Origin of the sequence: Enterobacter sp. DNB-S2 (assembly GCF_019443845.1) — a bacterium.
In the GTDB taxonomy this organism is placed as follows: Bacteria; Pseudomonadota; Gammaproteobacteria; order Enterobacterales; family Enterobacteriaceae; genus Enterobacter; species Enterobacter asburiae_B.
Window position 1 is genome coordinate 4,485,165 of the sequence record NZ_CP050520.1, and the last position, 25,454, is coordinate 4,510,618.

The 25,454-nt window shown below is 55.9% G+C and carries 24 protein-coding genes; 6 read left to right on the plus strand and 18 right to left on the minus strand.

What is annotated here, in order from left to right; translation table 11 throughout:
• Window positions 1-3 precede the first annotated feature (3 nt).
• From HB664_RS21605 to rppH, 8 genes are all read right to left on the minus strand, one after another.
• On the minus strand, window positions 4-327 hold the full coding sequence (locus HB664_RS21605) for a prepilin-type N-terminal cleavage/methylation domain-containing protein (protein ID WP_047173533.1): 324 nt from the start codon (window positions 325-327) through the stop codon (window positions 4-6).
• The gene (locus tag HB664_RS21610; protein ID WP_087823252.1) at window positions 312-713 is read right to left on the minus strand and encodes a DUF2509 family protein; all 402 of its coding nucleotides are present in this window, start codon (window positions 711-713) and stop codon (window positions 312-314) included. The genes HB664_RS21605 and HB664_RS21610 overlap by 16 nt, the downstream gene beginning before the upstream one ends.
• Complete coding sequence (locus HB664_RS21615; protein WP_219940195.1) at window positions 710-1,270, minus strand: prepilin peptidase-dependent protein; 561 nt, start codon at window positions 1,268-1,270, stop codon at window positions 710-712. Before HB664_RS21615 ends, HB664_RS21610 begins: the two co-directional genes overlap by 4 nt.
• A complete protein-coding gene (locus HB664_RS21620; protein WP_033146582.1) occupies window positions 1,261-1,725 on the minus strand; it encodes a prepilin peptidase-dependent protein in 465 nt (154 codons plus the stop codon). Before HB664_RS21620 ends, HB664_RS21615 begins: the two co-directional genes overlap by 10 nt.
• Before the next feature lie 184 nt (window positions 1,726-1,909).
• The gene (gene thyA, locus HB664_RS21625; RefSeq protein ID WP_214538918.1) at window positions 1,910-2,704 is read right to left on the minus strand and encodes a thymidylate synthase; all 795 of its coding nucleotides are present in this window, start codon (window positions 2,702-2,704) and stop codon (window positions 1,910-1,912) included.
• A gap of 6 nt (window positions 2,705-2,710) precedes the next feature.
• Complete coding sequence (gene lgt, locus HB664_RS21630) at window positions 2,711-3,586, minus strand: prolipoprotein diacylglyceryl transferase (protein WP_023309046.1); 876 nt, start codon at window positions 3,584-3,586, stop codon at window positions 2,711-2,713.
• 193 nt (window positions 3,587-3,779) lie between these two features.
• Window positions 3,780-6,026 carry a phosphoenolpyruvate--protein phosphotransferase gene (gene ptsP / locus HB664_RS21635; protein ID WP_219940196.1) on the minus strand — a complete coding sequence of 749 codons (2,247 nt, stop codon included), beginning with the start codon at window positions 6,024-6,026 and terminating at the stop codon, window positions 3,780-3,782.
• Window positions 6,027-6,038: 12 nt separating this feature from the next.
• Complete coding sequence (gene rppH / locus HB664_RS21640; protein WP_013098553.1) at window positions 6,039-6,569, minus strand: RNA pyrophosphohydrolase; 531 nt, start codon at window positions 6,567-6,569, stop codon at window positions 6,039-6,041.
• Window positions 6,570-7,252: 683 nt separating this feature from the next.
• Here rppH and mutH point away from each other — a divergent pair.
• From mutH to HB664_RS21655, 3 genes are all read left to right on the plus strand, one after another.
• Window positions 7,253-7,945: a DNA mismatch repair endonuclease MutH gene (mutH, locus tag HB664_RS21645; protein ID WP_033146444.1), complete on the plus strand. Its 693-nt coding sequence runs from the start codon at window positions 7,253-7,255 to the stop codon at window positions 7,943-7,945.
• A gap of 128 nt (window positions 7,946-8,073) precedes the next feature.
• The gene (locus tag HB664_RS21650) at window positions 8,074-8,292 is read left to right on the plus strand and encodes a YgdI/YgdR family lipoprotein (RefSeq protein WP_008499668.1); all 219 of its coding nucleotides are present in this window, start codon (window positions 8,074-8,076) and stop codon (window positions 8,290-8,292) included.
• Between the two features lie 131 nt (window positions 8,293-8,423).
• Window positions 8,424-9,464, plus strand: a complete 1,041-nt coding sequence (locus HB664_RS21655; RefSeq protein ID WP_023309049.1) for an NADP(H)-dependent aldo-keto reductase — start codon at window positions 8,424-8,426, stop codon at window positions 9,462-9,464.
• A gap of 93 nt (window positions 9,465-9,557) precedes the next feature.
• Here HB664_RS21655 and lplT read toward each other — a convergent pair whose 3' ends face one another.
• On the minus strand, window positions 9,558-10,751 hold the full coding sequence (lplT, locus tag HB664_RS21660; RefSeq protein ID WP_219940197.1) for a lysophospholipid transporter LplT: 1,194 nt from the start codon (window positions 10,749-10,751) through the stop codon (window positions 9,558-9,560).
• Window positions 10,744-12,903 (minus strand): bifunctional acyl-ACP--phospholipid O-acyltransferase/long-chain-fatty-acid--ACP ligase, encoded by a 2,160-nt coding sequence (aas, locus tag HB664_RS21665; protein WP_219940198.1) that lies wholly within the window; start codon window positions 12,901-12,903, stop codon window positions 10,744-10,746. The genes lplT and aas overlap by 8 nt, the downstream gene beginning before the upstream one ends.
• A 623-nt stretch (window positions 12,904-13,526) precedes the next feature.
• Between aas and galR the strand changes: the two genes are divergently transcribed.
• On the plus strand, window positions 13,527-14,543 hold the full coding sequence (gene galR, locus HB664_RS21670) for an HTH-type transcriptional regulator GalR (protein ID WP_023309052.1): 1,017 nt from the start codon (window positions 13,527-13,529) through the stop codon (window positions 14,541-14,543).
• On the opposite strand, the gene HB664_RS21675 is transcribed toward galR, so the two are convergent.
• Window positions 14,504-14,980 carry a GNAT family N-acetyltransferase gene (locus tag HB664_RS21675; protein ID WP_219940856.1) on the minus strand — a complete coding sequence of 159 codons (477 nt, stop codon included), beginning with the start codon at window positions 14,978-14,980 and terminating at the stop codon, window positions 14,504-14,506. The two genes, galR and HB664_RS21675, sit on opposite strands and share 40 nt — an antisense overlap.
• Window positions 14,981-15,209: 229 nt before the next feature.
• Between HB664_RS21675 and HB664_RS21680 the strand changes: the two genes are divergently transcribed.
• Window positions 15,210-16,247: a LacI family DNA-binding transcriptional regulator gene (locus tag HB664_RS21680; RefSeq protein ID WP_033146449.1), complete on the plus strand. Its 1,038-nt coding sequence runs from the start codon at window positions 15,210-15,212 to the stop codon at window positions 16,245-16,247.
• Here HB664_RS21680 and lysA read toward each other — a convergent pair.
• The gene (lysA, locus tag HB664_RS21685; protein WP_047060034.1) at window positions 16,217-17,479 is read right to left on the minus strand and encodes a diaminopimelate decarboxylase; all 1,263 of its coding nucleotides are present in this window, start codon (window positions 17,477-17,479) and stop codon (window positions 16,217-16,219) included. The genes HB664_RS21680 and lysA overlap by 31 nt on opposite strands.
• 121 nt (window positions 17,480-17,600) lie before the next feature.
• Here lysA and HB664_RS21690 point away from each other — a divergent pair, with 121 nt between their 5' ends.
• Window positions 17,601-18,527, plus strand: a complete 927-nt coding sequence (locus tag HB664_RS21690; protein WP_219940199.1) for a LysR family transcriptional regulator — start codon at window positions 17,601-17,603, stop codon at window positions 18,525-18,527.
• Here the strand turns inward: HB664_RS21690 and HB664_RS21695 are convergent.
• The 6 genes from HB664_RS21695 to HB664_RS21720 form a co-directional block, all read right to left on the minus strand.
• Window positions 18,522-19,214: an aspartate/glutamate racemase gene (locus tag HB664_RS21695; RefSeq protein ID WP_219940857.1), complete on the minus strand. Its 693-nt coding sequence runs from the start codon at window positions 19,212-19,214 to the stop codon at window positions 18,522-18,524. The two genes, HB664_RS21690 and HB664_RS21695, sit on opposite strands and share 6 nt — an antisense overlap.
• 88 nt (window positions 19,215-19,302) lie before the next feature.
• A complete protein-coding gene (wzz(fepE), locus tag HB664_RS21700) occupies window positions 19,303-20,427 on the minus strand; it encodes an LPS O-antigen length regulator Wzz(fepE) (RefSeq protein WP_219940200.1) in 1,125 nt (374 codons plus the stop codon).
• 218 nt (window positions 20,428-20,645) lie between these two features.
• Window positions 20,646-22,061 carry a sugar porter family MFS transporter gene (locus tag HB664_RS21705; RefSeq protein ID WP_032660200.1) on the minus strand — a complete coding sequence of 472 codons (1,416 nt, stop codon included), beginning with the start codon at window positions 22,059-22,061 and terminating at the stop codon, window positions 20,646-20,648.
• A gap of 313 nt (window positions 22,062-22,374) precedes the next feature.
• Window positions 22,375-23,136 (minus strand): 2-dehydro-3-deoxy-D-gluconate 5-dehydrogenase KduD, encoded by a 762-nt coding sequence (kduD, locus tag HB664_RS21710; RefSeq protein WP_219940201.1) that lies wholly within the window; start codon window positions 23,134-23,136, stop codon window positions 22,375-22,377.
• Between the two features lie 63 nt (window positions 23,137-23,199).
• On the minus strand, window positions 23,200-24,036 hold the full coding sequence (gene kduI, locus HB664_RS21715; RefSeq protein WP_039263316.1) for a 5-dehydro-4-deoxy-D-glucuronate isomerase: 837 nt from the start codon (window positions 24,034-24,036) through the stop codon (window positions 23,200-23,202).
• A 235-nt stretch (window positions 24,037-24,271) separates the two neighbouring features.
• Window positions 24,272-25,450 carry an acetyl-CoA C-acetyltransferase gene (locus HB664_RS21720; protein WP_219940202.1) on the minus strand — a complete coding sequence of 393 codons (1,179 nt, stop codon included), beginning with the start codon at window positions 25,448-25,450 and terminating at the stop codon, window positions 24,272-24,274.
• Window positions 25,451-25,454 lie beyond the last annotated feature (4 nt).

The following is a 25,454-nucleotide window of genomic DNA, read 5'->3' on the forward strand; positions in this document are numbered from 1 at the left end:
CGACTACTGGCTAACCGGGCAATGCAGGCGCGTTATCTCACCGCGCCGCCCCAGAGGAGAAATAAGTGTGACCGTGATGCTGACACATCCTGCGTGCGTTGTCTGCCCCCGACTGGCCTGCCAGCCAGCCGGGAGAACATTTGTTGAGAGCTGAGACTGATTCCATGCATGATGCCAGAGCTGTCGATACTGGTTAAACAGGGTAAACCGAGCCGCCAACGCCCGATGATAGCCGGACAAAGCCGTCACGACGATCACCAGCAGCATCATCGCCAGCAGTACCTCAACCATGCTAAACCCTTTTTCTCTGCTCACGGCAGCTGGCATAACGCGCTCTCCTTAAGGGGACAAAAATCACTCCAGCCATGAGGCGAAAAGCGAACGTTCCCGTCGACAATCTCTCCTGAGCGCCAGAGCAGCAGGTCGCTGTCTCCGGCAATCAGCAGCACACGCGCCCCACTCAGCGGGCGCAAACACGCTCGCCACGCAGGAGTCTTCTTGCACTGAACCTGTGGCTCTGACGACCAGCTCTGAACCCGTCCCCACTCAAGCGCGGACTGTACCGCCGCCTGCTGCTGAAGCGAACGGCTCTCACCGCCGACGAGCGCGCTAAACGTTGTGAGCTGCTGATTGAGACCGGTGAGGATCAGAGTACCGAGCACCAGTAAAAGCAGAACCATCGCCAGCGAAGACATGCCGCGTTGACGATTCACAGGTTGTACCCCGTGACCGTATACAACGCCTGCCAGGGCTCCTCCTGCTCGCCTTTACGAATCGCCGCCAGTTCGATATTCACCTCGGGCGTAAAACCGGCATGTTCCACTGTCCTCACTACAAAATGCGCGATAGTAAGCCTGTCCGGGTCCGTGAGCTTTTCCCATCCTTTTCCTTCACATGAGGTCGCTCCACGCTGGGTTTCCAGCGCGCCAGACTCCAGTCGAAAACCGGTGCTGTCATTTTCTGATGCGCTGTTATCCCAGCTGCCGTTACTGTTGGCATCCCACCGCACAATGACGCAACTTCCTTGCCTGGCTGTCACCAGCGCCTGTCCCTGACAGTTTCCCGCGCAGTATCCCGCACGCTGGAGCTGTTTGCCCAGGGCGAACAGATGGTGCCAGACTTCTTCCTCCAGTTGTCTCTGGCCGGATTGCGCTAAGACCGCCCGCTGCAAGCCGGGTAAAAAACGCGATGCGCTTATCAGCAGGAGGCTGCTAATCGCCGTGGCAATCAGAACTTCGGTCAGTGAGAAACCTCGCTGCTTCATCGACATGAACCTCCCGCAGAGACCTTACACATCCTGATGCGTCCTCCATTTGAGACAATAATCAGCCATTCTCCTGCGCGGCTTTGAACGCGTATCCGCCCAGCCCAAGCCGTATCCTTTAATCCATAGAACGCGAGCGACGGCGTTACCTCGCCGATCGCGACCTCAGGCCAGAGCGGAATCAGCACAAAGGGATTGCCCTTCTCACAGCCTTGCGCGGCAGAGCTCAGCAGACAATCCATGCCTCCCACCCGCTGATGGGTAATTTGATGGTCGCGGTTGTAGCGGTTGGCATGATTGCGCAGAAACAGCAGGTAATCTCGTACCTGACTGGCGGTTTGCCACAGCCGCTGCTGCCGCTGCCAGCTGTCCCAGCCGTAAAGACCTGAGGCGCTGAGGATAACGACAAGCGAAATCGCGACCAGCGTTTCGATAAGCGTAAAACCGTTCTCTTTTTTCATATCGGGAGTGTGGCGAAGCGCGGTGAACATGACGAGCGACGGATCCTCGTTTTACGAGGCGTTATCCGGAGAATCAGGAGTGTTGCAGCGCGTTGCACGCTTTCTGGATAGCGCTTCGGGAAACGGGATAAAGGCGAAAAAAAACCGGCGCTAAAGAGCACCGGTTGTGTCACGCTTTATCGCATCAGATAGCGACGGGCGCTTTGATGCCCGGATACGGGTCATAGCCCTCAATCTCGAAATCATCAAAGCGGTAATCGAAGATTGATGCCGGTTTGCGCTTGATAATCAGCTTTGGCAGAGCACGCGGTTCGCGGGTCAGCTGGAGATGCGTCTGTTCCATATGGTTGCTGTAAAGATGGGTGTCCCCACCGGTCCAGACAAAATCACCCACTTCCAGGTCGCACTGCTGCGCCATCATGTGGACCAACAGCGCATAGCTGGCAATGTTAAACGGCAGGCCGAGGAACACGTCACAGGAGCGCTGATAGAGCTGGCAGGAGAGCTTGCCGTCAGCGACATAAAACTGGAAGAACGCGTGGCAAGGTGCCAGCGCCATTTTATCCAGCTCACCGACGTTCCAGGCGGAAACGATGATTCGGCGCGAGTCCGGATCGTTTTTCAGCTGGTTCATCACGGTGGTGATCTGGTCAATATGGCGGCCATCAGGCGTTGGCCAGGCGCGCCACTGCTTGCCGTAAACCGGGCCCAGGTTGCCGTTTTCATCTGCCCACTCGTCCCAGATTGAGACGTTATTCTCGTGCAGATACGCAACGTTGGTATCGCCTTGCAGGAACCAGAGCAGTTCATGAATGATCGAGCGCAAATGGCAGCGCTTTGTCGTCACCAGTGGGAAGCCTTCTTGCAGGTTGAAGCGCATCTGGTGGCCAAAAATGGAGAGCGTACCGGTGCCGGTGCGGTCGTTTTTCGGCGTGCCCTCGTCGAGCACTTTTTTCATCAATTCAAGATACTGTTTCATGGTTCCTCAGGAAATTTGTTGCTGTGGACGACGACGATACGCCCAAATCATCATAATGGCACCCGCGACAATCATCGGAATGGAGAGGATCTGCCCCATGCTGATGTACTGCACCCACTCGCCGGTAAACTGTGCGTCTGGCTGACGGAAGAACTCGACGATAATACGGAATGCGCCGTAGCCAATCAGGAACAGGCCGGAGACAGCGCCCATCGGACGCGGTTTGCGGATAAACAGGTTGAGGATGATAAACAGCACAACGCCTTCCAGCGCCAGCTCGTACAGCTGAGACATATGGCGCGGCAGAACGCCGTAGGTATCGAAAATGGACTGCCACTCCGGGTGTGATGGCAGCAGCGCGATATCTTCTGCGCGGGAGCCCGGGAAGAGCATCGTGTACGGAACGCTCGGGTCGACGCGACCCCACAGCTCACCGTTGATAAAGTTACCCAGACGGCCAGCGCCGAGACCAAACGGGATCAGCGGTGCGATAAAATCTGAAACCTGGAAGAAGTTGCGTTTGGTGCGTTTGGCAAAAATCACCATCACCAGGATCACCCCAATCAGGCCGCCGTGGAAGGACATGCCGCCGTCCCACACGCGGAACAGATAGAGCGGATCGTTCAGGAATACCGGGAAGTTATAGAACAGCACGTACCCAATGCGGCCACCGAGGAACACGCCGAGGAAGCCCGCATAGAGCAGGTTTTCAACTTCGTTTTTCGTCCAGCCGCTGCCCGGACGACTGGCGCGACGGCCAGCGAGCCACATGGCAAAAATGAAGCCCACCAGGTACATCAGACCGTACCAGTGAAGCGAAACAGGTCCTACTGAGAAAATGACCGGATCAAATTCCGGAAAATGCAGATAACCACTGTTCATCTGTCACCACAAGATGTTGTTATTCCGCTGAAAGTGGACAGCGGTAGAAATGCGATTCTGCCGTAAGCAGAGGCTCCAAAGTTGCGAATCATAGCACAAGGCGGGCGCGGAGGATGCGCCAGAGATGTAAAAGATGTGTATAGGGTTTTATGCGCGCTGGAGCCCTCTCCCGGAGGGAGAGGCAGAAAGATGATTAGCGGCCGCCGCGGATCAGGCCGCCCATACCGCGCCGTTCCATAAACGCGGCGACCTGATGACGAACCTCAGCGGCCAGCTGCGCGTCAAGGCTGCGTTCAGCCAGCTCGCGGGCATCGTTGATGTCGATATGCCGCAGCAGGTACTTCACGCGGGCGACAGCGCGACCGTTCATCGACAGATGGCGGTATCCCAGACCAATCAGGATCGCAACGCACATTGAATCCCCGGCCATTTCACCGCACAGGCGTAAATCAATGCCGTACTGTTCCGCTTCACGGGCAATCATCGCTAACGCGCGAATGATCGCCGGATGCAGGCTGTCGTAGATACTGGCGACGCGGGTATTGTTACGGTCGACGGCCAGAATATATTGCGTCAGGTCGTTCGTGCCGACAGAGATAAAATCAACACGGTTTGCCAGCTGCGGCAGCATAAAGACCATAGACGGCACTTCAAGCATCACCCCGATCCGCGGTTTAGGGATCGCATAGCCGATCATCTCTTCCACTTCACGGCCTGCGCGCTCGATCAGTCGCCGGGACTCGTCGATCTCATCAATGCTGGTGACCATCGGGAGTAAGATACTGAGATTGCCCGTCGCCGCGTTGGCGCGCAGCATTGCACGCACCTGGATCAGGAAGATCTCCGGCTGATCGAGCGTAATGCGGATCCCACGCCAGCCCAGGCAAGGGTTTTCTTCGCTGATCGGCATATAGGGCAGCTGTTTATCCGCGCCGACATCGAGGGTTCGCAGGGTGACAGGTTTGTCGTTAAACATCTGCAGCATCCCCTGATACTGCGCCACCTGCTCCTCTTCGGAGGGGAAACCGCTCTGCAGCATGAACGGGATTTCAGTACGGTACAGGCCAATACCGTCGATGCGGCTGCCAAGCTTTTCTTCATGCTCAGGGCTTAAACCGGCGTTGAGCATGACTTTGATCCGCTCTCCGCTCTTAAGCTGTGCGGGCAGGTTAACGTCATCCTCCGCCAGCTTGCTTAATTCATTCTCTTCGCTGATAAGGCGCTGGTATTCCTGGAGCAGAACCGGCTCAGGATCGACCAGCAGCTCACCGCGATAGCCGTCCACTACCAGCGTACGGCGGTGCAGTACCGACGGCTGGATATCCGCGCCCATAACGGTTGGAATACCCAGCGCGCGCACCATAATGGCGGCATGCGAGTTGGCTGCGCCATCGCGCACCACCACACCGGCCAGCCTGTCCTGAGGCAGTTCAGCCAGCGTCGTTGCCGAGAGCTCATCGGCGACCAGAACAAACCGTTTTGGCCAGGCATTCGCCCCCTGAATGGTGTCATCAAGATGGAACAGCAGACGCTGTCCCAGGGCGCGGAGATCGCCAGCCCGTTCTTTCAGGTAACCGTCAGTCAATGCCGCAAATTGGTCGGCAAATTTTTCGATGACCTTCTTAACCGCCCACTCTGCGACCGAGCCTTTATCCACTTCCGCAAACAGCTCACGACGCAGACGCGCGTCGGAGAGCAGGTGCGAATAGAGGTCGAAGATGGCCGCCGTCTCTTTTTGTGCACCTGCGGCAAAGCGCTTGCTGTAACGACGAAATTCATTCGCCGCCTCTTCCAGCGCGGCGGTAAGACGCTCGCGCTCAAGCGCTTCATCTAGCGTTGAGGCTTCGTAAACCTGCTCCATCAGCGGCAGCGTGGCGTCCATCCAGCCTTCCGCAATCGCTACGCCTGGTGATGCCGGAAGGGCACGAATGCGCGTATGGCGATACTGACCAAAGAGCGCGGCAAGCTGGGACTGGGAGAGGATCGCCGCCATCTGCGTGGCCAGCGTGACGAGGAAAGACTCTTCGCTTTCATCGTACTGACGTAGCTCGCGCTGCTGGACGACCAGCACGCCGAGCAGCTGGCGACGCTGGATAATCGGCACGCCAAGAAAAGCGCGGAAGCGCTCTTCTTTTACGGAAGGGATGTATTTAAAGCTGGGGTGTTTTTGCGCGTCAGCAAGGTTGATGGGTTCAGCCAGCCGCCCAACCAGGCCCACGATACCTTCATCAAATGCGAGCGTGACGGTGCGTCCACGTGGTTTTTTCAAACCACGGGTCGCCATCAGGTAATAGCAGCGCCGATCGTGGTCGGCCAGATACACCGAACAGACTTCGGTCTCCATCGCAAGACAGATGTCAGTGACCAGAATATTCAGCGCCTCGTTCAGACGCGGAGCACTGGCCACCTTCTCGACTATTTCTCGCAAGCGGGTGAGCATGATTTGCGTAGCTTAACCTCTTTTACGTCGCCAGGCAGGTGCGCTCTGCGGCTTAGGCGGGATCTCCTGAAGCTGCATTACCACACTTGCAAACTCTTTCATCACCCTACGGTAAACATCGCGTTTAAATGACACGACCTGACGAACAGGATACCAATAGCTCACCCAGCGCCAGCCATCGAACTCCGGCGTACTGCTGGTTTGCATATTGATGTCTGAATCGTTGCCCACCAACTGCAACAGAAACCACTTCTGTTTCTGGCCGATACAAACCGGCTTTGTGTCCCAACGCACCAAACGTTTCGGTAACTTGTAACGCAACCAGTTGCGGGTCGAAGCCAGGATGCGAACATCTTTTCGGCTTAAACCGACCTCTTCAAAAAGCTCCCGGTACATCGCTTGTTCTGGGGACTCTCCCGGATTGATCCCGCCTTGCGGGAACTGCCAGGAGTGCTGACCATATCGCCGGGCCCACATTACCTGGCCCTGACGATTACAAATTACTATTCCTACGTTCGGGCGGTAGCCATCGTCATCAATCACCGGACTACCCCAAACTAAACCTTATATATGAATGATTGTTTCACACTACAGGGAGGTGGTAAACCACTCTCTTACAGGGCTGCAACCTAATAACATTTGAATAACTCACAAATAAGTGCTGAGTTATAAACAGATGAGAGGTGGTGAAGGGAATTTTATTCACCTTTTCTGTGGATATAGTTGTGAAGAAGTGTCTAATTACCGATGAACAACCTCAAACGATGCAGTCTCCCCTTTTTCACCTTAATTAGATAATGCAATTATTTTCAAATAGTTAAATGTATTTCCATGAGCACAAAACAGAATATCGTGACGATCGTCACATCAGGGATCGTCATGCTGATGAAAGATCGAACAGCGTCGGTTTTATCCACAGATTGTGCCAATAAGTTAGTCACAATTTGTTTGAAAATTCGATTTTCATCGCACGTCAAGGCTGTAAATTGAAACAGTAGTCAGGGTTATGCCCAGTTATCCCATTTTTCTGTGGATAACATGGTGTAAGATCCTGTTCATTGTCAGTGACCAGATTTGAACAACCGGTTTTCTGAGTCTGGCAAAACGATTTCAAACCAATAAAAAAACCTATAAATCATACACATGGAATATTGGTACAGAAATAGTTAAACTCTATCCACAGGGGACAATTTCTTAGTTTATTTTTTAATCAAAAGGTTACCTTCATGCATCCGCTTACACCCTTGCTCTCACCGCCATCCAGCGAAGGTCAGTTGCTACAGCAGGCACGGCGTCTTGCAGGCTTTTCGCTTGGCGAGCTGGCGGCAATGGCAGGGCTTCAGATCCCGAAGGATCTGAAACGGGATAAAGGCTGGATCGGCATGCTGCTTGAGCTGTGGCTGGGTGCCAGCGCAGGAAGCAAACCCGAGCAGGATTTTGCAGCGCTTGGCGTGGAGTTAAAAACCATCCCTATAGACAGCCAGGGCAAGCCCCTTGAGACCACCTTCGTCTGCGTTGCGCCATTAACCGGCAACACCGGCGTAACGTGGGAAACCAGCCACGTTCGCCACAAGCTGAAGCGCGTGTTGTGGGTACCGGTCGAAGGTGAACGTCAGATCCCCCTGGCTGACCGTCGCGTTGGCGCGCCGCTGCTCTGGAGCCCGAACGACGATGAGGAGCAACAGCTGCGTCTGGACTGGGAGGAGCTGATGGACATGATTGTGCTTGGGCAGGTAGAGCGCATCACCGCCCGACACGGAGAAGTTTTACAATTGCGCCCGAAAGCGGCCAACAGCAAAGCGCTTACCGAGGCAATCGGCGCGAAGGGTGAGCCGATACTGACGTTACCGCGCGGTTTTTATCTCAAAAAGAATTTCACCGGCGCACTCCTTGCCCGTCATTTCCTGTTAAAAACATAGTTTTTTACTTATTTTGCGAGCTCTCAAACATAATCGACTGCTTTTTAAGATTTTACCGCTTCCTCAAGTCGCCATATCGGGTTAATACTAGATTATGATTTGATACGCGCCAGATGAGGACGATAACGATGAAAAAATGGGCAGTGTTAGTTTCAGCAGTCGGTTTAGCGTTTGCCGTATCGGGCTGTAGCAGCGATTACGTCATGGCGACAAAAGATGGTCGAATGATCCTGACCGACGGCAAACCCGAAGTCGACGATGATACCGGTCTGGTCAGCTACCGCGACCAGGAAGGCAATAAAATGCAGATCAATCGCGACGAAGTATCGCAAATTATCGAGCGATAAACAGATAAAGGTCAGTAGCTTGCTGGCCTTTTTGATTTTTTTCTTCCCCTTTTGCTTCCCCTCTGCCATGTTTATATTCCTTTGTCGGGCACGCCCTGACGCGGTCTATAAGTCTACTGAGGAAGCCGGCTATGCATTATCACCGTATCCCCCACAGCGCTCTGGAAATAAGCCAACTGGGGTTGGGCACGATGACATTTGGTGAACAAAACAGCGAAGCCGATGCCCATGCACAACTCGATTACGCCGTTAGTCAGGGGATTAACCTGATTGATGTTGCAGAGATGTACCCTGTTCCGCCACGTCCGGAAACGCAGGGACTTACCGAAACCTACGTCGGTAACTGGCTGGCAAAACGCGGCAACCGTGAAAAGCTGGTGATTGCCTCAAAAGTCAGTGGCCCCGCGCGCAACAACGATACCGGGATCCGCCCGAATCAGATCCTCGATCGCAAAAATATCCGCGCCGCACTGGACGCCAGCCTGAAGCGCCTGCAAACCGACTATCTCGACCTGTATCAGGTGCACTGGCCGCAGCGTCCAACCAACTGCTTTGGTAAGCTCGGCTACAGCTGGAATGAGAGCGCCCCCGCCGTAACGCTGCTGGAAACGCTGGAAGCGCTGACCGAGTGCCAGCGCGCTGGAAAAATCCGCTACATTGGCGTCTCTAACGAAACGGCCTTTGGCGTAATGCGCTATCTGCATCTGGCGGATAAACACGATCTGCCGCGTATCGTTACCATCCAGAATCCGTACAGCCTGCTTAACCGTAGCTATGAGGTGGGTCTGGCCGAAGTGACGCAATATGAAGAAGTGGAACTGCTCGCCTATTCCTGTCTCGGCTTTGGCACGCTCACGGGGAAATACCTGAACGGCGCGAAACCGGCCGGGGCGAGAAATACCCTCTTTAGCCGCTTTACCCGCTACAGCGGCGAGCAGACGCAGAAAGCCGTTGCAGCCTATGTGGATATCGCAAAGCGTCACGGTCTTGACCCTGCACAGATGGCGCTGGCCTTCGTGCGTCGTCAGCCGTTTGTTGCCAGCACCCTGCTGGGCGCAACCACGATGGAACAGCTGAAAACCAATATTGAGAGTTTCCATCTGAACCTGAGTGAAGAGGTGTTAGCGGAGATTGAAGCGGTGCATCAGGTTTATACGTATCCTGCGCCGTAATAAAAGCAAAACGGCAACGCAGGTTGCCGTTTTTAGGGTTTGCTCCCTCTCCCTGTGGGAGAGGGCCGGGGTGAGGGCATCAGGCCGCACTTATCAGCGCCGACGTTGCCAGATCCACAATCCCGCAATCGCCAGCGCAAACAGCCCGCCAAACCCGACGCCGATCCCCACCACCGGCACACCGACTTTTACCGCCAGCGAGTAGAGCCCCAGCATTAACAGCATTGCCAGGTTTTCACCCAGGTTTTGTACCGCGATGGCGTTCCCCGCCCCGACGGTCTGCTTGCCACGTTCCTGCAGCAACGCGTTCAGCGGCACCACGAAGAAACCGCCCAGAATACCAATCAGGATGAGGAGGGCATAGGCAGGCAATAATGCATGTTGCAGCGAGAAAATAAGCACCACGACGCCAATCAGGATCCCTGCGGGCATGCAGCGTGCTACCGTCTCGAGCGTCACCAGCTTCGCCGCCGCACCTGCCCCCACCACAATGCCGATGGCCACCATCGCGTTAAGATAGGTCGGCGTCGCGTTGTCGGTAATCCCCAGAGCTACCGGCACCCACAGCACCAGCAGGAAGCGCAGCGTGACGCCCGCGCCCCAGAACATGCTGGTTCCCATCAGGGAAAAACGCGTTTCACCGTTACGCCACAGCACGCGACAGGCGGTAAAGAAACTGCCGGTCATTGGTTTAAAGCGCCAGGATTGCCCCGGGCGAGCCACCGGCAGTTTGGGAATAAACAGGTTCGCCACAACCGCCCCGCCATACACCACCGCGCAGATGCCCAGTGCCGCCAGGACATGCCAGTCGGCCAGTACGCCGCCCGCGACGGATCCGAGCAGGATTGCGGCAATGGTTGACGACTCCATCAGGCCGTTGGCTTTCACCAGCTTATCGCCCGTGGTCAGCTCTCCGAGAATGCCATACTTCGCCGGAGAGTAGGCGGCAGCGCCGATGCCCACCAGCGTGTAGCCAATAAACGGGTTGAAGCCAAAGCAAATGCTGGCGGCACCCAGCAGCTTGAGGCCGTTGGCAAACATCATCACCCGGCCTTTCGGGAAACTGTCCGCCACCTGCCCGACGAACGGAGCAAAGATAATGTAAGCGCCCACAAACACCATCTGCAGGATCGGCTGGCTCCAGTCGGGGTAAAACTCGGCCTTCAGCAGCGCCAGCGTGGCAAACAGCAGCGCGTTATCACCGAACGCAGAGAGAAACTGTGCGGCGATAACGGCCATCATGCCTTTCGATCTGAGCGATGTGTTAGTGTGTACTGACTCACGCATTTTGCTGTTCCGCCTCTTCAACCATGCCTTTCAGGGTCACGAAATCGGGCTTCCCGCTACCCAGCACCGGGAGCTGCTTCAGGAAGCGAATATCGCGCGGCACCGCCAGTTCAGGAATACCGTGTTCACGCGCATAGCTCAGTAACCTGTCGCGCTTAAGCTCAGCGTCGGTCGTAAACAGCACCAGCGCCTCGCCTTTGCTGGCATCGCTCTTCACTACCGTCGCATGCATCTTATCCGCGGACACGGCCGTCGCCAGTTGCTCAACCATTTCCAGCGAGACCATTTCACCGGCGATTTTGGCGAAGCGCTTCGCGCGTCCCTGAATCTGTACAAAGCCTTGTTCATCAAAACGGACAATATCGCCGGTGTCGTACCAGCCGGTTTCAACCTCGCCGTTGACGTTTTCAGTCGTCGGCACCTCAAGCACGCCTGGGTTTTCCACGCGCAGATAACCGTTCATCACGTTTGGCCCTTTCAGCTGCAGACGGCCACCGTCTTCAATGCCCGGCACGGCCAGCAGACGCGCGTCCATCCCCGGCAGAATTCGGCCCACCGTACCCGGCTTCGCCGCCATCGGAACGTTAATCGAGACAACTGGAGCACACTCGGTAACGCCATAGCCTTCGAGAATGCGCAGGCCAAACTTGTCCTGCCAGATCTGACGCGTGCTCTCCTGCAGTTTTTCCGCACCGGCCACCACATACCGCACGCGATAGAAGTCATACGGATTGGCGAAGCGCGCGTAGTTGCCGAGGAAGGTTGAAGTGCCGAACAGGACGGTGCAGTTACGGTCATACACCAGCTCTGGCACAATGCGATAATGCAGCGGACTTGGGTAGAGGAACACTTCTGCGCCGGTCAGCAGCGGCGTAAACAGCCCCACCGTCAGGCCAAAGGAGTGGAACAGCGGCAGCGCCGACATAAAACGGTCATTCGCGGTAAAGTCGGCAATGCTTTTGATCTGCTCAACGTTCGCCAGAATGCTCTTGTGGCTGTGGACGACGCCTTTCGGGTTGCCCTCCGAACCCGACGTGAAGAGGATAATCGCGTCATCTTCCGGCTGCTGTTTGACCTGCGCCAGACGCGGCATCATCAGGTGAGCAAAAATCCACAGCTTATCACCCGTGGTCACGTCCGCTTTCAGATCCTCCAGGAAGACCCAGCGCACCTGGGTGAGCTGCTCGGGAAGATGCCAGAGCTTGCCTTTATCCAGGAACTGACGGGAAGTAAAGACGGTATTAATCTGGGCAGCGGTGATGGCGCTGGTCAGTCCTTTCACCCCCGCCGTGTAGTTCATCATTGCCGGGATGCGCCCCCGGGAAACCGCACCAAAAATCACCGCCGCGCTGATGCCCGAGTTAGGCAGCATCAGGCCAATCTTTTCGCCCTTTTTGCTGTACTTCTCAAGAATGCGGCCCACAAACAGGGTCTTGGTCAGCAGCTTGCGATAGGTATCCGGGGTAAAGTTGATATCTTCGATGCAGTTTTTCTTCGCGCCATAGCGGTGCTGCGCGGAAAGCAGAGATTCGTACAGCGTTTCGCGCGGGCGCACGGCCATGCGCGCTTCCATCATAATCTGGTGCAGCATTTCCCCGGCGATTTTACGGCGATCGCGGGCACGCGGCGCTTCCGGCATCGGTAACGACGTGGGCGGCAGAATATGCAGCGTGATTTTTGGGAACAGACGCTGCTTCACCAGCCCCTTCAGGCGGCTGAAATGGGTCAACTCTGCGCCTTCAATGCGCAGCGGCACCACGGTCGCTTTTGATTTCGCGGCAACAAACCCCGCGCCGTCGTAAATTTTCATCAGCGAACCGGTCACTGAAATACGCCCTTCCGGGAAAATAACCACCGGACGCCCCTGCTCAACCAGACGCACCAGATGCTTAATCATCATCGGCTTTGTCGGGTCGAGCGGCACAAAATCAATCAGCGGCGTGAGCCAGCGCATGTACCACTGCTGGCTGATAGAGGTATAGACCGCAAACACCGGGCGCACGGGTAAAAATAGCGCCAGCAGAATGCCGTCTATAAAGGAAACATGATTTGGTGTGATAAGAACGCGTTCACCGCGAAGCGCCTGGGCATCGCCAGTGACGCGGATGCGAAAAAGAATACGGAACAGTGTACGGAAGAACCCAAATAGCATCTCAACTCCCTTTGCCAGCCAGTGTGGAGGGTTGATAGTAAATGGTGGCAGATTACACGAGAAGTGATACGGGAGCGACAGCAAAAGTGGAGGCGAAAAAAAACCTGCGCATCCGCGCAGGTTGGTGCAAGAGATGAGTACGAAACCGTACTAAGAATTCTCACCAATCAATACCTCTGGGATCTTGATTGTGGCCGTTCGCCCTGCGCTTCGCCAGCAGGAAAACGCAAGGGAATGAGCCTAAGTGCAACCAGGTGTGAATATTCTCTGTTGCTGTTACAGATTGAACTATCAGGCAAAAAAAACCTGCGTAAAAACGCAGGTTGGTGTAAAGCGTGTTAATCAACCGGAGTTGATTCCACCTATCAATACCTCTGGGACTTTGACTGTATCAACCTCTTTGACCACCTCGCCATCGGCCAATCGCAACAGCCTGACGCAAAGTGTAACCAAAGGTTCAGATTGACATTCTTCAGACATGAATGCGCGTGTAACGATTACACTACCAGGGTTGTCCTGCGTCACGTTTGTGGAGCGCGGAAATCCGCTCCCCTTGAATGCGCGCCGCTTTTCCGCAACACTATTTGGTGTGTAAACGCTTACCCCCAATAAGAAGGTAATGAATGGCGACAATAAAGGATGTGGCCCGTCTGGCAGGTGTGTCGGTGGCAACCGTCTCTCGTGTGATTAACGACTCCCCAAAAGCCAGTGACGCATCGCGCCAGGCGGTACAAACCGCCATGGAATCCCTGAATTATCATCCCAATGCTAATGCCCGCGCGCTCGCCCAGCAGTCCACCGAAACCATTGGGCTGGTAGTGGGTGATGTTTCCGACCCCTTTTTCGGCGCCATGGTGAAAGCGGTTGAACAGGTCTCTTATCAGACGGGCAATTTTTTGCTGATCGGCAACGGCTATCATAATGAGCAAAAAGAACGCCAGGCCATCGAGCAGCTGATCCGCCACCGCTGCGCGGCGCTGGTGGTTCACGCCAAAATGATCCCGGATGCCGAGCTGATTCACCTGATGAAGCAGATGCCCGGAATGGTGATCATCAACCGCATTATTCCCGGGTTTGAAAAACGCTGTGTGGCCCTCGACGACCGCTACGGCGCCTGGCTTGCGACCCGTCATCTGATTCAACAGGGCCATACCCGGATTGGTTATCTCTGTTCCAATCACCCGATTTCTGATGCGGAAGATCGCCTGCAGGGCTACTACGACGCCCTGCGCGAAAACGGCCTGCCGTGCAATGACCGTCTGGTGGCCTACGGTGAACCGGATGAGAGCGGCGGTGAACAGGCCATGACCGAGCTGCTGGGTCGTGGACGAAATTTCACGGCGGTTGCCAGCTATAACGACTCGATGGCCGCAGGGGCAATGGGGGTGCTGAATGACAACGGGATTGAGGTACCGGCAGAAATTTCGCTGATTGGCTTCGATGACGTGCTGGTCTCTCGTTACGTGCGCCCGCGTCTGACCACCGTGCGCTACCCGATTATCACCATGGCAACGCAGGCCGCCGAGCTGGCGCTAGCGCTGGCTGAACAGCGCCAGCCGCCGGATATTACGCATCTGTTTAGCCCGACGCTGGTTCGCCGTCACTCCGTTGCATCGCCTGCGGAAGCGCAGAGCGAATAACGATAGAGGTGAACCCGGGTGTTGGGGTATTCCAGCCCATCACCGATATACTGCCAGCCGTAACGTTCGTAGAAGTCGCGGCAGGCAGACCAGAGGTGCAGCTCTTCATATCCCGCCTGCGCGGCCCAGGAAATAACGTGCTGCTGTAGCTTTCCTGCCAGCCCCTTGCCTCGCGCCGCGTCGTCAACGTAGAGCGCCGCCAGCCACGGAAAGAGATCCTGACGGGTGATCAAATCGCAGCGCCAGAGCCCTACCGTACCAACAAGCTGTTCGTCTTCTACGGCGATAAAGGTCAGCGGTAATGCTCCCGGCGTCTGGCTGTGCTCAACAATGCTGTGGAAAAATTCCCGAGAAAGCCCTTCGCCAAAGGCCTGCCAGAGCCAGTCGGTGACCTGCTCCGCATAGTGCGGTGCCTGGTAAAGCGGGAGGATGGCTATCTTTTTCACGTTTCACCTGCGTTTTCTCATGTATTTGCTGGCCTGTCGCCCCAGCTCGGTTCGGCAATTATTTTACCAGAGTCAGACTATTTAGTTTTACTTCACGCAGGCCAGACGAATCGTGACCAAAAAGCGTGATCGTGGCAGAAGTTTTGCGCTTCCCGCATCGCTTATACCCCGTGAGGTCTGTGTTAAACTGCAAATCATTACGTGGAAGCAGGAATGTAGAATGGCAACAATGCTGGATGTCTCACTGCGTGCGGGCGTGTCGAAGGCTACCGTCTCGCGCGTGCTGAACGGCACAGGTCAGGTTAAAGAGAGTACGCGTCAGCAGGTCTTTGCTGCGATGGAAGAGCTGGGATATCGCCCGAACTTCCTCGCGCGTTCGCTGGCTAACCAGACCAGCAACAGCATTGGCCTGGTCGTCTCGACCTTCGACGGCTTTTACTTTGGTCGTCTTCTCCAGCAGGCGTCGCGGCAGACGGAAACTCACGGGAAACAGCTGATCGTCACCGACGGTCACGACGCGCCGGAACAGGAAGAACAGGCGGTGCAGATGCTGGCCGATCGCCAGTGCGATGCCATCGTGCTTTACACGCGCTACATGAGCGAAAAAGCGATCGTCAAACTGATGAACACCGTGAAAACGCCGCTGGTGGTCATTAACCGCGAAGTGAGCCAGGCGCCGGATCGCTGCGTGTTTTTCGAACAGCAGGATGCCGCATTTAAGGCCGTGGATTACCTGATCGCCCAGGGCCATCGGGAGATCGCCTGTATCACCGTTCCGATCCATACCCCAACCGGGAAAGCGCGGCTGATGGGCTACCGTAAAGCGCTGGAAAAGCACGGCATTCGCCTGGACGAGCGTCGGATAAAGTACGGCGATGCGGGAATGACGCGGGGATACGAGCTGTGCAAGGAGTTGATTGCCGACGGAGTGCCGTTTAGCGCCCTGTTTGCCTGTAACGACGATATGGCCCTGGGGGCGTCCAAAGCGTTACACCAGGCGGGGCTTAAAATTCCGCAGGATATTTCACTGTTCGGCTTTGACGATGCCCCAAGCGCGAAATGGCTGGAGCCTGCGCTCTCATCGGTTTATCTGCCCATCGACAATATGATTGTCACGGCCATCGATCAGGCGATCCGGCTGGCAAAAAACCAGCCGGTCGATGCTATCCCGCCGTTTACCGGCACGCTGGTGTTACGCGATTCGGTCACAACGGGGCCGTACTTTCATCAGATGAGTTCTAAAGCCAGCAGTTCCTGAATGGTCTGGCGACGACGGATCAGCCGTGCCTTGCCGTTATCAAACAGCACTTCCGGCAGCAGCGGGCGGCTGTTGTAGTTAGATGACATCGACGCCCCGTAGGCACCGGTATCATGCAGCACAAGATAATCACCCGGTTTGACCTCTGGCAGCGCGCGAGTCTCCACTTTGCCACCTTCCTGCTGGGTAAACACGTCACCCGATTCGCACAGCGGGCCCGCAACGACCGTCTCAACGCGCGGCGCCTGCGTTAAATCACGGCCGTCGGCAGCCAGGGCGGTAATGTGGTGATAGCTGCCGTACATGGACGGACGCATCAGATCGTTAAAGCCTGCATCAATCAAGACGAAGTGGCGAGACCCCATCTCTTTGACGCTGCGCACCTGCGAAACCAGCACGCCGGCTTCCGCCACCAGGAAACGACCCGGCTCAATTTCCAGTTTCACCGCGTGGCCCAGATGCGCGGCAATTTGGTCACGCGCGGCGCTCCACAGACCGTAATAGTGATCGGTATCGATCGCCTCTTCGCCTTCGCGATAAGGAATGGAGAGGCCGCCACCGGCTGAGATCGCCTCCAGATCCTGACCGAAGTCGACAACCTGGCGCACCATCGCGCCGCACACCTGCTCCAGGTGGCCATAATCCACGCCAGAGCCAATGTGCATATGAATCCCCACCAGCTTCAGGCCGTAGCGCTGTAATACCTCCAGCGCGGCAGGCATATCGGCATACCAGATCCCGTGCTTGCTGTTTTCACCGCCGGTATTGGTTTTTTGGCTGTGACCATGACCAAAGCCTGGATTCACGCGCAGCCAGACGCGATGGCCGGGAGAAACCTGGCCCAGCTGCTCCAGCATATCTACAGAACCGGCATTCACCGGGATCTGCAGTTCGTGGACGCGCGCAAGCGTCGCATCGTCGATCACATCGGCGGTGAAGACGATCGCGTCGCCGTCGGCTTTCGGATCGAATCCGGCCGCCAGCGCGCGCTCGATTTCGCCAAGCGAAACGGAGTCGACCTTCACGCCCTGCTCACGCATCAGGCGCAGAATATGAATATTGGAGCACGCCTTCTGGGCAAAACGCACCACGTCAAACTGATGCAGGGCGGCGATCTTCTCGCGAACGATCTGCGCGTCGTAGACCCACACCGGGCAGCCAAACTCGGCAGGCAGGCGCAGCAGGTTGTCGGCGTTCAAATCGGTCTCAGTCTGGTTCAGCGGGCGTGGCATGGTCTTCTCCGGGTAAATGCGTTTTGAAGATTACGCCACAGCGCGAAGAGAATAAAAAATATCGTTTTATCGCGAGTCTATGCAAAAATGATATGGACAGTTATCTGCTTTCAGGTGCCCTATGCCCGCCGTCAATTTACGCCACATCGAGATTTTTCACGCCGTGATGACCACCGGCAATCTCACCGAAGCCGCACAGATGCTGCATACCTCACAGCCGACGGTAAGCCGCGAGCTGGCGCGCTTCGAGAAAGTGCTGGGGCTGAAGCTGTTCGAGCGTACCCGGGGCAGGCTTCACCCGACGGTGCAGGGGTTACGCCTGTTCGAGGAAGTTCAGCGCTCCTGGTACGGACTGGACAGAATAGTGAGTGCTGCGGAAAGCCTGCGCGAGTTTCGCCAGGGCGAGCTGTCGATCGTCTGTCTGCCCGTCTTTTCGCAATCCTTTTTGCCGATGCTGCTGCAGCCCTTTCTGGCCCGATACCCGGAGGTCAGCCTCACTATCGTTCCTCAGGAATCCCCTCTGCTAGAAGAGTGGCTTTCGGCCCAGCGCCATGATTTAGGCTTAACCGAAACCCTTTCCACGCCAGCGGGAACGGCACGCACGGAGCTGATCTCGTTAGATGAAGTGTGCGTTCTGCCCGTCGGACATCGGCTTGCCGGTAAGGCAGTGCTCACGCCGGAGGATTTCCACGGGGAAAACTACATTAGCCTTTCGCAGACAGACAGTTACAGACAGCTGCTGGATACGCTGTTTGCCGAGCATCAGGTCAAACGGCGAATGGTGGTGGAAACGCACAGTGCGGCTTCGATTTGCGCGATGGTGCGTGCAGGCGTCGGCGTCGCGGTGGTGAATCCGCTCACGGCGCTGGACTATGCCGGAAGCGGGATCGTCATCCGCCGCTTTAGCGTCTCCGTCCCGTTCACCGTGAGCCTGATCCGCCCGCTGCACCGTCCGGCTTCCGCGCTGGTGGACGCTTTCACCGAACACTTAATGGAGCACGCGCGTCAGGTGGCGCTTCGTTTACCTGACCTGCAAAACCCCTTATGACAGCATAAACGCCACGGCATCTGCCGCGTGAATGGCGGTGGTATCAAATACCGGGACGGGGCTTCGCCCGGCCGGCACCAGCAGGCCAATCTCGGTGCAGCCGAAGATCACCCCTTCTGCCCCCTGCTGCGCCAGCTTTTCAATCACGCTGACGTAATACGCCCGGGAAGATTCGCTGAAGGTACCGAGGCAGAGCTCGTCAAAGATAATCTGATTGATGCGCGCCCGATCGTCTTCATCCGGGATAAGGCTCTCGATCCCAAATTCACTGTGCAAACGCCCGCGATAAAAATCCTGTTCCATGGTGTAGCGTGTGCCCAAAAGCGCTACGCGGCGCATACCGGATGCGGCAATCGCACGACCGGTCGCGTCCGCGATATGCAGAAACGGCAGCGAGCAGCGGTCCTCAATATGCGACGCCACTTTGTGCATGGTATTGGTACAAAGCACGATACCCTCGGCGCCGGCACGCTCCAGTCCCAGCGCCACCTGGGCCAGGATCTCTCCGGCTTTATCCCACTCCCCGCTCGACTGGCAGGCTTCAATTTCATGGAAATCAACGCTGTGCAGCAGCAGGCTTGCGGAGTGCAGCCCCCCCAGACGCTGCTTTACCCCTTCATTAATCAGGCGGTAATAAGGGATTGTCGATTCCCAGCTCATTCCACCTAACAGGCCGATCGTTTTCATCATCCCTCCTTTTCTTTGTTTCTTTTTTAACACAACCGAAGTACATAAAAAAAGGCGCTGTATTCAGCGCCTTTTTAAACTGCAGAGCTTATTTCCCCACCGGCTCTGGCGGCGAAGTACGGGTGTGCATCGCCTCGCGCAGTAAAACGCTACCGCAGGCAAACATCCCCCCCAGAAGCGCCGCCAGAACGACAATCAGAAACTTGCCCGGGCCATCCTTTTTCACCGGCATGGAGGGAGAAAGCTGGTACCTGAATGGCTCAAGTTTAACATCGGCGAAGGAGAGCTTTTTCAGCTGTGCAAGGTAGTATTCCCTGTTCTGGAAATCCGCATTCAGCTCGGTCACGTCCTTCAAATTTTTTTCAATCTGCAGCTTTTGCGCGATACCGTCAGCACCGAGCGCAACAGAGTAATCCGGGTCATCTTTTACGGCCTGCCCGTTGCTGTAAACCGGCCTCTTGATGCCTGCGGCATTTGCCACTTCCAGCGAATAATTCAGTCGCTGCAGGTTGGTATTGTGAATATTGGTCAGACGAACTCGATCCAGTTCCAGCTGCTGCTCAACGACGTTCGTTTTTAGGGCGATCAGGTTGCGGATATTCTGCACCGTCTCTTTTTCTACAATAGCCGCGATATAATCAATGTACCCCGCCAGGACGGCTTGCGCATCGTCAGCTGTCGGTGCAGTGAAGCTCAATGTCCAGGAAACATAAGGCGTTTTATCCGCCTCTTTTCCCTGAGCGTTATTCACCGCTTTCATTCGATCTGAAATGTTGACTATCGCGCGATGCAGCTCAAGCGGATCCACCGTGGTGCCTTGCAGCTTCGATGTTACGTAAGGAGAGGTTGTCATATACTCTTCGAGCAATGACTGTGACTGGAACTTTTTAATAAACAGGTCAAAAGTTTGCGGACGGGTGATCTTCACGTCCACATCAAGCACCTGTAACGCCACCATCATCTGGAGCAGTGGGTTCCACTGCAGCTGTTCTGCCGGGGTGATCACCGCTTTACTGGTCCATTTCTGCGGCAGTAAAAATGAAACGGCCAGCCCCACCAGCGCGAAAGTAAAGATAATGGCGGCGATACGTTTTTTCGCCGCCAGAAGGACCTCAAACAATCCCAGAAGATCTATCTCTTTTGCGCTTACAGCCGGGGCGGCAAAACGGTGAAAGTCGAGGTCCGTGCTTTTTCTTAAATCCATTTCTGACATAGTGATTCTTCTTTTTCCGGGTGCAACGCGTCTTTGCTCAATTGATAGCGGTGGCCCGACAATTCAACAATCTAAGAAAAATCCTAATGCCAGTTCCCTCTCTGTGTCTACTCCCTACCAGAGTTAGTAGTGATCTTAGTCACATTATTATTGTGGCTAAGCCACCTTTTTCTTTTCCAGTTACGGCATAGAGTGAAGCCTTCTAACATGCAAAACAATCACACGCCGATGTTCCGCAGTTTCTCTCCTGCCATCAGCTTGCGCTCGATATGTTCCAGCGTCACGCCTTTGGTTTCCGGGATCAGCCAGAACGTAACGCCAATAAACGCCACGTTCAGCACCGTGTAGAGCCAGAAGGTTCCCGCTGCACCAATCGCGTCCAGCAGCGTCAGGAACGTCGCGCCGATGATCATGTTCGACACCCAGTTGGTGGTCGTGGAACAGGTGATGCCAAAGTCACGGCATTTGAGCGGCTGAATTTCGGAGCACAGGATCCACACCACCGGCGCGGCGCTCATCGCGTAACCTGCGATACACATCATGGTCATACCGACAGAAAGCCAGGAAAGCCCGCTTGAGGCCGTGCCGTTATCAAACTGCATCAGGCAGTAGCCCAGAATCAGCGTGCCGAGCGCCATCACGCTGAAGCCAATTTTCAGCGCCGGCTTACGCCCGGCTTTGTCCACGGTGAATACCGCAATAAAGGTGGCGAACATGAAGGTCAGCCCGACCACCAGAGTCGCAATCATCTGCTGTTCCGTGGTGGTGAACCCGGCCATTTTGAAAATGCGCGGCGCGTAATACATGATGATGTTCATGCCGGTGAACTGCTGCATTGCCTGCAGCAACATGCCGAGGAAGACCGCGCGGCGCACGTTGCGGTTGATCTTAAACAGCGCCCAGCCGCCCTGCTTTAGCTTCAGGCTTTCGCGGATTTCGTTCAGCTCTTCGCGCGCTTTTTCCGAGGTATCGCGCAGCATGCGCAGAACCTCTTCCGCCTCCACGTGACGCCCTTTTTGCGCCAGCCAGCGCGGGCTGTTTGGCAGGAAAATCACCAGGACGATCAGCACCAGCGCCGGTAAGGCCAGCACGCCCAGCATCGCGCGCCAGTTCCCGCTGTAGCTGAAGTAGGTGTCAGACAGGAACGCCAGCACAATACCCAGCGTGACCATCAGCTGATACATGCTGATCATCTTGCCGCGCACGTTTTCGCTCGCCATTTCGGAGAGATAAAGCGGCGCGGTGTAGGAGGCAATCCCCACCGCCACGCCCAGCAGCACGCGGGAGAGCAGGAGGATTTCAACGTTAGCGGCAAACGCCGAGCCAATGGAGCCGGCAACGAACAGAATCGCCCCGACCATCAGGCTGTATTTGCGCCCCAGGCGGAACGACAGCCAGCCGTTGAACAGCGCGCCGATGGCCGCGCCGAGCATCATGCTGCTCACCACCCACTCCTGCAGGCGACTGCTGAGGGTAAAGTGATCGGTAATAAACGGTAGTGCGCCGGCAATGACGCCGATATCCAGTCCAAATAACAGGCCCGCCACGGCGGCGGCAATGGAGACAAACTGGTTCATGCGGCGAGTATCACGCAGCGCAGCGGGCATTAGGGTAGAGTCATTTATCGATGTCATATTTTTCCTGCCTCAACAGCAAAATTCGTTAACTGAAATTACGAGAAAGCGAGGAAAAGTGTCAGGCAGGAAATCGCGAAGTTATGGATTATTCCGCTACGGCATACGGTTCTGTGATGGACATTACAATTTCAACTCGTGGCGAATAATCACGTATTTTTACTAATCAGTTAATATTTAAGCAATAAAAGTGTGATTGCCGTCATTTGCGATTTTTTAGTATGGATTTTTCATCTTTATCGATATGGACTAAGCCAATTATTGCGCAAAAAAAACCTCCGCCCACAGGCAGAGGTTCTTAATAGAGGTGGAATTAACGCGCCAGCCAGCCGCCGTCTACAGCCACGGTGTAACCGTTGATGTAATCCGATGCAGAGGAGGCCAGGAAGACAATCGGCCCCATCAGATCGCTCGGCAGACCCCAGCGTCCCGCCGGAATGCGGTCGAGGATTTCCGCGCTACGCTGCTCGTCCGCACGCAGCTGCTGCGTGTTGTTGGTCGCCATGTAGCCCGGCGCAATCGCATTCACGTTGATGTTATGTTTCGCCCATTCGTTTGCCAGCAGGCGGGTCACGCCCATTACGGCGCTTTTGGACGCGGTGTACGACGGCACGCGGATGCCGCCCTGGAACGAGAGCATAGAGGCAATGTTAATGATCTTGCCGCCTTTCCCCTGGGCAATAAAATGCTTCGCCGCCGCCTGGGACATGAAAAATACGCTCTTGATGTTCAAATCCATCACGTCATCCCAGTCGCGCTCGCTGAAGCCGATCGCGTCTTCGCGGCGGATCAGCCCGGCGTTGTTCACCAGAATGTCGATATGACCGAATTCAGCCACCGCGCGGTCCAGCAGTTCAGGAATGGCATCGATTTTACGCAGGTCAGCGGTCAGGCTCAGGAAACGGCGGCCCAGGGCCGTCACGCGTTCGATGGTTTCAGTCGGTTCAACGATATTAATTCCGACGATATCGCAGCCCGCTTCCGCCAGGCCTAACGCCATTCCCTGACCCAGCCCGGTGTCACACCCGGAAACCACAGCCACTTTCCCCTGCAGAGAGAATGCATCCAGAATCATGTTTATTCCTTACTCTTTCAGAGCCTGTCACTCACAGGCAGGTTTATGCTTCACCGCCCGCGACTAGCGCAGATCGCTGACCGCAACGTGGTCCATATCATCAAAGACCTGGTTTTCACCCACCATTCCCCAGATAAAGGTGTAGGCTTTCGTCCCTACGCCGGAGTGAATGGACCAGCTCGGTGAAATCACCGCCTGCTCGTTGTGCATCACGATATGGCGCGTTTCCTGCGGCTGTCCCATCATGTGGAATACGCAGGCGTCCTCATCCATATTGAAGTAGAAGTAGACTTCCATGCGGCGCTCGTGGGTATGGCACGGCATGGTGTTCCACAGGTTGCCCGGTGCCAGCTCGGTCAATCCCATGCTGAGCTGGCAGGTCTCCAGCACGTCCGGCACGAAGTATTTATTGATGGTGCGGCGGTTGCTGGTGAGGTTGTCGCCCAGCGTCACGGGTGCGACGTCTGCGGTGGTCACTTTTTTGGTTGGGTAGGTGGAGTGAGCCGGCGCGCAGTTGTAGTAAAACTTCGCGGGCCTGCTGCCGTCGATGCTGGCAAAGACCACGTCTTTCGCCCCTTTACCCACGTACAGCGCCTCGCGATGGCCAATCTCATAGCATTTTCCGTCTACGGTGATGGTGCCCGGCCCGCCGATGTTAATCACCCCCAGCTCGCGACGCTCGAGGAAGTAGCTCACGCCCAGCTGTTTACCGACCTCACCGCCCACGGAGACGCTTTTCGTGACGGGCAGAATCCCGCCCACAATGATGCGGTCGATATGGCTGTAAACCATGGTGTACCTGTCGGCCTCGAATACCTGCTCGACTAAAAATGCATTGCGCAGCCCCTGAGTATCCAGCGTTTTGGCGTGCGCACTGTGGATGCTTTCTCTGACGTCCACGGTAACCTCCAGATGTGATCATGCCCGAAGGCGGGAATAAACGAAACAGCGTTCCGTTTTTCATAATGAGCACATACTATCGGCATAAAGCGGGCTTTTCAATTATATTTAAAACAACGTTTCATTTTTATTTTTGTTTATAGCGAAAATGATGTTCGGATCACAATTCAACCGCCGGGAGAAAAAGGACGCGAAAAAAAACCTCCCGGAGGAGGTCATTTTTAATGAGAAGAGGTTAGCGTTCGATGGCCAGCGCCACTCCTTGCCCGCCGCCTATACAGAGTGTGGCAATCCCTTTGCGGGCATTGCGCTTTTTCATTTCGTGAACCAGCGAAACCAGGATTCGGCAGCCGGACGCACCGATAGGATGGCCCAGCGCGATCGCGCCACCGTTAACGTTGACCCGCAGAGGATCCCATTCCAGCATTTTCCCGACGGAGATCGCCTGCGCGGCATAGGCTTCGTTCACTTCGATCAGATCCACATCCGAAAGCTGCCACCCCGCGCGCTCCAGGCAGCGGCGGGTCGCGTAGACCGGTGCGATCCCCATTAACGCAGGATCAACCCCTACGCTGGCGAACGCCTTGATGCGGGCCAGGACCGGAAGATCGAGTTCAAGGGCTTTGCTTTCGCTCATCATCATAACGGCGGCAGCGCCGTCGTTAATGGAAGAGGCATTTCCCGCCGTCACCGAGCCCTGCATTTCAAACGCGGGGTTCAGCCTCGCCAGGCCTTCAGCGCTGGCGTCGGTGCGCGGCTGTTCATCGGTATCCACGATGACAGGCTCGCCGCTCTGACGCTGCGTGCGGACCGGAACAATCTCGTCGCGAAAACGACCGGAATCAATTGCCGCACGCGCTTTTTGCTGCGAGCTTAGCGCATAGGCATCCTGCACCTCACGGCTGATGCCGTACTCGCGCGCCAGGTTTTCCGCCGTCACGCCCATATGATAGTCATTGAACGCATCCCACAGCCCGTCATGCACCAGGCTGTCGAGCAGCTGACTGTTGCCCAGCTGTGCGCCGGTCCGGCTGTCGGTCAACACGTGCGGCGCGCGGCTCATATTCTCCTGCCCGCCCGCGATGATCACGTCCGCTTCACCACACTGAATGGCTTGCGTCGCGAGATGCAGCGCTTTTAATCCTGAGCCACAGACGTCGTTAATGGTAATGGCCGAAACGGTATTGGGCAGCCCGCCCTTCAGCGCCGCCTGACGCGCAGGGTTTTGCCCGGCACCGGCCGTGAGGACCTGTCCCAGGATCACCTCATCAACTTCATGTGCTGCGATCCCGCTGCGTTCCACCAGCGCTTTTACCACCACGCTGCCCAGGTCAACCGCCGAGTGACGCGCGAGCGCTCCCTGAAAACAGCCGATAGCTGTACGCAACGCACCCACTATTACGACATCTTTCATCACG